General features: G+C 44.3%; 1 protein-coding gene and 1 pseudogene. Both read left to right on the top strand.

Annotated elements, in window-relative coordinates; translation table 11 throughout:
- Nucleotides 1–30 precede the first annotated feature (30 nt).
- On the top strand, nucleotides 31–5,829 hold the full coding sequence (locus G322_RS22460) for an alpha-amylase (RefSeq protein ID WP_211217175.1): 5,799 nt from the start codon (nucleotides 31–33) through the stop codon (nucleotides 5,827–5,829).
- 207 nt (nucleotides 5,830–6,036) lie between these two features.
- A pseudogene (locus G322_RS23005) lies at nucleotides 6,037–6,221 on the top strand (alpha-amylase family glycosyl hydrolase); the annotation flags it as partial.

Raw genomic sequence — 6,221 nt, 5'->3', positions numbered from 1 at the left:
GCCGGAAGTGATCCGTTAGACAGCAGCAGTGTGCCACTGGATACCGATGGCGATTTTATCTCAAACGTTACTGATAGCGATGATGATAATGACGGTGTTACTGATACCGATGATGCTTTTCCGTTAGATAAAAATGAGTCCTTAGATACTGATGGTGACGGCACAGGTAACAATACCGATGCTTTCCCTCTGGATCGTTTTGAACAGTTTGATAGCGATAATGATGGCTGGGGAGATTTTGCATCCAGTGATGATGATGGCGATGGTATTCCTGACAGTCTAGATTTTAGTCCGCTTGGTGATTTAGTGCCTGTTGCTCAGTATACAGAAGCATTTATCTACTATAAACGTGCCGATGCTAATTATACTGACTGGGGCGTGCACCTATGGAATAACGAGTCTTGTAGTGCAGTGGATACAGATACACGATGGGATACGCCTTATATTGTGACAGAAGATGCTGGCGAGCACGGTGTATTATTCCGTATCTCATTAAAGGAAAATCATAGTGACTGTCTGAACTTTGTTATCCATAAAGGAGAAGATCGTGCATTAGGAGCTGACGACCAACGTGTGGCACTACGCCGTGGTAATCGTGTGTATACGTTCGATGGGAATTCAACGCTAAATTATAAAGCGGTTACAAACGCGCCACTACTGGTTGCTGAGCATGATGTGAAAGCACACTGGTTAACATTCGATACGCTAGCTTGGAGTGATTCAAGTGGTGCTGATCATTATGAGTTATGGGCAAACAGTAACGACGTTTCAGATTTAAATCAAGCGCATGAATTTGAACCTATTTCTCTAACAGAAACGGGCACTGTTGATAACCCGCTTTATCCGCATCTTACTGGCAGAACACAATATTCACTTGCTATTGATAGAGGAAAAGCGAAAGAATTTCTTAAAAAACAACTGATTGCTGTTGCGCTTGATGCTGAGAATAACGTAGTTGGCGCAACGCGAGTACAGTTCCCGTTTGCAGTTGATGATCTTTATACCAAAGCTGATAATGATGCCGATGAGGCTGTACTAGGTGCGCAGCTTGTTGATGGACGCACACAGTTTAATTTATGGGCGCCCACTGCACAGAAGGTTGAACTTTACCTTTATGATGCGAATAAAGTGCCACTTGCACAATCGCCAGTAATGATGACAGAAGATTCGCTAACGGGTATCTGGTCTCATCATGGTGAAGCTTCGCTGCTCGGCAGTTTCTATCGTTACCGTTTACAGGTATTCCACCCTAAAACCAATAAGATTGAATGGGTGATGACTACCGACCCGTACTCGGTTTCCTTAAGTACTAACAGTCGTTACTCACAACTAGTTGATTTAAATGATGCAATAACTAAACCTGCGGGTTGGGATGCACAAACGATCCCTACCATTGGTGAGCCTGAAGATAATATTATATATGAACTGCACGTTCGTGATTTTAGCGGATCGGATACACAAGGCACGCCAGCTTATAATGGTAAATATTTAGCCTTTACAGAAGCAGAACGCAGCAGTGTAAAACATCTTCTGGCGCTAAAAGAAGCGGGACTAACCACCATACACTTATTACCTACCTTTGATATTTCATCTGTGAATGAAGATCCTGCTAAACGTATTGATTTAGAAGATGATATCAGTAAGTTATGTGATGCAGAGACGGGTTTGAAACCGGAAGCTGCAATCTGTGCGCAAGCAAGTTCAGGTACCCTTCAAAGTATACTTGAAACGCTTGAGCCAACAAGCAGTGATGCGCAGACTCTGATGGCGGATATCCGTCCGTTAGACGGCTTTAACTGGGGTTATGACCCGTACCACTACAGTGCGCCGGAAGGCAGCTATGCAGATCAAAGTGACGGTATCTCTCGAATTGTTGAATACCGTGAGATGATTAAAACACTGCATGAGATGGGCTTCAGGGTTGTGCAGGATGTGGTATATAACCATATGAGTTCATCTGCTTTATATAACAGTTCCGTACTGGATAAAGTGGTACCAGGATATTACCACAGACGTAATCCGGATAACGGTTACGTTGAAAGCTCGACCTGTTGTGACAATACTGCCTCTGAACATCGCATGTTTGAAAAACTGGTTACAGACAGTTTAGTTTTTTGGGCAAAAGAGTACAAAATTGATGGTTTCCGTTTTGACTTAATGGGCCATTTAATGAAATCAAGTATTGAAAAAGCCTTGGTTGAAGTGAAAAAAGTTGATCCTGATAACTGGTTCTACGGTGAAGGCTGGGACTTCGGTGAAGTTGCAGGCAACGCACGAGGCGTAAATGGAACATCATGGAACATGGCAGGCACTGGCGTTGGTACTTACAATGACAGAATGCGTGATGCAGTGCGTGGGGCCGGCGGTGATACGATGAATACGGCACAGGGTTTTGCCAATGCAGGAGATGGTAACGTTGACAAGATCGATTTAATTCGTCTTGGTATGACCGGTAATCTGCAGGAATATCCGTTACCGACAATCAGTGGTGCAACCGTACTTGGCAGAGATTATGATTTCGGTGGACATGGCGCAGGTTATGCGGCCGATCCGCAGGAAGCGGTCAATTATGTCTCTAAGCATGATAACCAGACGCTGTGGGATATTATTCAATATAAAGCAGCATATGATACTTCTCCTGAAGACAGAGCAAGAATGCAGATCCTTGGTTTAGCACCGGTGATGCTCGGGCAAGGCGTGCCGTTCCTGCATATGGGAACGGAGCTGCTACGCTCTAAGTCGATGGAACGTGATTCTTACGATTCAGGTGACTGGTACAACCGCGTTGATTTCAGTATGCAGAGCAACAACTGGAATGTCGGTTTACCGCGCGAGGATAAAGACGGTCAAAACTGGGCGACCATAAAAGGGATCATTGCTAATGCAAATACTATTGCATCGGCTGAAAATATTCGCTGGACCAATGAGCGTTTTAAAGAGTTTCTGGCCATTAGGTCGCAGAGTAAACTACTTCGTTTAGGCACTTCACAGGAGATCATAGACCGAGTTACTTTCCATAATGTAGGCACCGCTGAGATAAATACCATTGTAATGAGTATTGATGACGGTGTTGAAATGGGCAGTGATCTGGATCCTAATTACCAAGCGATAATCGTAGCAATTAATGCCAGTACTTCGGATAAATGGGTTTCTATACCGGGTGCTAGCAGTTTTGTGCTACATCCAGTGATGGTTGCGGGTGATGATCCGCGTTTAACGGCGGCTCGGGTTGATATTGCAACTGGCAAGTTAGTGATTCCGGGACTTTCAGTTGTTGTCTTTGTGAAACCACAGCAAGGGGATGTTCAGGGAACGGGTATGGATGCACCTGTCGCACCTCTTTACCTGCGCGGTGAATTTAACGACTGGGGAACTGAACATTTATTTGAATATAAAGGACAGGGGATTTATGAACTTGATCTGACTTTAGAGGCATTGGAAACGGTTAACTTCAAGTTGGCTAGCAGCAATTGGGCCAACACCTATTCAGGGGACAATCTGGGTAAAGGTACTGATGATGTAACGCTGAATGACTGGTGGGGAAATGCTGATGACAGTGATGGTAATTCGCAGTTTATCGTGCCAGTAACTGGCTCTTACCACTTTAAATTAGATCTGAGCAATCCGAGCAATGCACTGCTGACAATTGTTCCTCCCGCTGGAGATCTGGGTACGCCGCCACCTTTCAATGTTGAAACACTCTATCTCCGTGGCACATTAACCGACTGGAGTAGCGGTCTTCAGATGCGCTATATTGGTGATGGTAAATACAATACCAACGTTTATCTACGCTCTGGCGAGTATCAGTTCAAGCTTGCATCGGCTGACTGGACGCCTGTGTGGACATATGACAATTTGTCTGCCTCTGCGGGTGGTTTGGCACTGCAAAATGCAAGTTACGATGCGCAAATTACCATCACGGTAACGGCGACTGAACAATATAGCTTTGAACTGGATGCAGTTAACGACACACTAAGCATTACATCAGATGGCACTGGAAGCACAGTTAACGAAACGATGATGCAGTATTTCCACTGGTATAACACCGCAGAAGATAACTTGTGGAGTATGGTTTCTAGCAAAGCGCAAAATCTAGCAGATGTGGGTATCACTGCATTATGGTTACCGCCGGCTTATAAAGCGATGGCGATTACAGATGGCAGTGGCAAGCTGGATGTGGGTTACTCAACTTACGATCTGTATGATCTGGGGGAATTTGATCAACAGGGACAGACTCGTACTAAATACGGTGATAAGACACAATATTTGACAGCGATTTCTGCAGCTCATGATGTGGGTATTAAGATCTACGCTGATATTGTGCTGAATCATAAGATGGGAGCCGAGGCAACAGAGCAGGTTACCGCCGTTCGTGTTGAAGCAGGTGACCGTAATGCTGAGTATGGCAGTGATGTCGAGATAGCCGCTTGGACAAAATTTGATTTCCCTGTGCGTAATAATACCTACTCTCCCTTTAAATGGAACTGGCAGCATTTCGATGGCGTTGATTGGAATCAAACTAACTCAGAGAAGAGTATTTTCAAATTCCGCGGTAAAGCTTGGGATACGCAGGTGAGCAGTGGAAGTGGAAACAATGGCAACTATGACTACTTGATGGGCGCAGATCTCGATATGGGTCATCCTGACGTGGTCGCAGAGCTGAAAATATGGGGTAAATGGTATGTTGAATTTGCAGGCTTAGATGGCTTACGTCTGGATGCGGTGAAACATATTGATACGGGCTTCTTTAACACTTGGCTTGATTCGCTACGCAGTTCGACAAGTAAAGAGTTGTTTACGGTCGGGGAATACTGGGATTATGATCTGGCTTTGCTACAGACCTATTTATCAGATACGGGTTACCGTATGTCGCTGTTTGATGCACCACTGCATTTGAACTTCCATCATGCTTCTACGCAAGGTGGTGGTTACGATATGGGCAGCATCATGAATAACACCTTGATGAAAGAAAATCCTGCTCATGCAGTTACCTTAGTTGAAAACCATGATACTCAGTCGCTGCAGTCATTGGAATCACCCGTTGAGAACTGGTTTAAACCGCTGGCTTACGCGTTTATTCTGCTACGTCAGGAAGGTTACCCAAATGTTTTCTATGCGGATTATTACGGCGCAAATTACACGGATACAGGTACAGACGGGAATTATTACACTATCGATATGCCATCCAATCAAACGATCTTGGATATTTTATTGCAAGCGCGTCGTGATTACGCTTACGGTAAACAGATTAGTTACTTGGATCACTCTGATGTGATCGGTTGGACACGTGAGGGTGACAGCGATCATCTGCAAGGTATGGCGGTGTTAATGACCGATGCAGACGCGGGTACAAAATTGATGGCGATGGGTATCAATAATGCGGATGAGTGTTTTGTTGATATCACCGGAAATTATGCCGATAACGACCGAGTGTGCACAGATGAACAGGGTAACGCTACCTTTAAAGTGAAAGGAGGCAGTGTTTCAGTCTGGGTGGGCGGATATGTTAAGCCAGAGCAACCTCTTGCTAGTAATCTGGACAGTTTTTATTTTCGTGGTACGCCTAATGGCTGGGGTACAACGGCGATGACTTTGGTATCAGATCACATTTGGGAACTGGTTGTCAACTTCACTGGAGCAGGTGATGGTGATGCTCAACGCTTTAAGTTCACCGAATATAACGACTGGAATACAAAGTGGGCTGACTGGAATGGAGATGGTATATTGAACAAAAATGATGATAGTAATATTTACACAGATGTTATCGGCAACTATCTGCTTCGTGTTAACGATCAAAATATGAGTTATACAATTACCGTAGCTCCTTAGTGATGAGAATGTAAGGTAAGAGCAATATAGTCAATAGCCAGTTAATTCAAAGACCAGCCCTCGTGCTGGTCTATTTACTGGACTGTGTACTTATGCTGTTATTTTTTTATACGTATGAAAGGATCTTCAAAAAGGTGATATTCCACCTTTTTTCTTTAACGATGGGTGGCAGCGTAAAATGACATTTTTCCTTGCTAGCAGCAGGTTGTGCCGGAAATTAGCAGTTCCGATATGGTCAGGAAGTTAGACAAAGAGCGCCAGGCACTGCTCAAACACTGGCAAACTATTGGACAATTTAGAAAAGCACACCCTGCAATTGGGGCTGGTCAACATGACGTTATTAAACAAAAAAGTGCTTATGTTTTTACGCGCACATTAGATAACGACAAAGT

Source organism: Psychromonas hadalis ATCC BAA-638, from assembly GCF_000420245.1.
In the GTDB taxonomy this organism is placed as follows: domain Bacteria; phylum Pseudomonadota; class Gammaproteobacteria; order Enterobacterales; family Psychromonadaceae; genus Psychromonas; species Psychromonas hadalis.
Note: the sequence above shows the minus strand (reverse complement) of the source record. Positions and strands in the feature narration are given on the sequence as shown.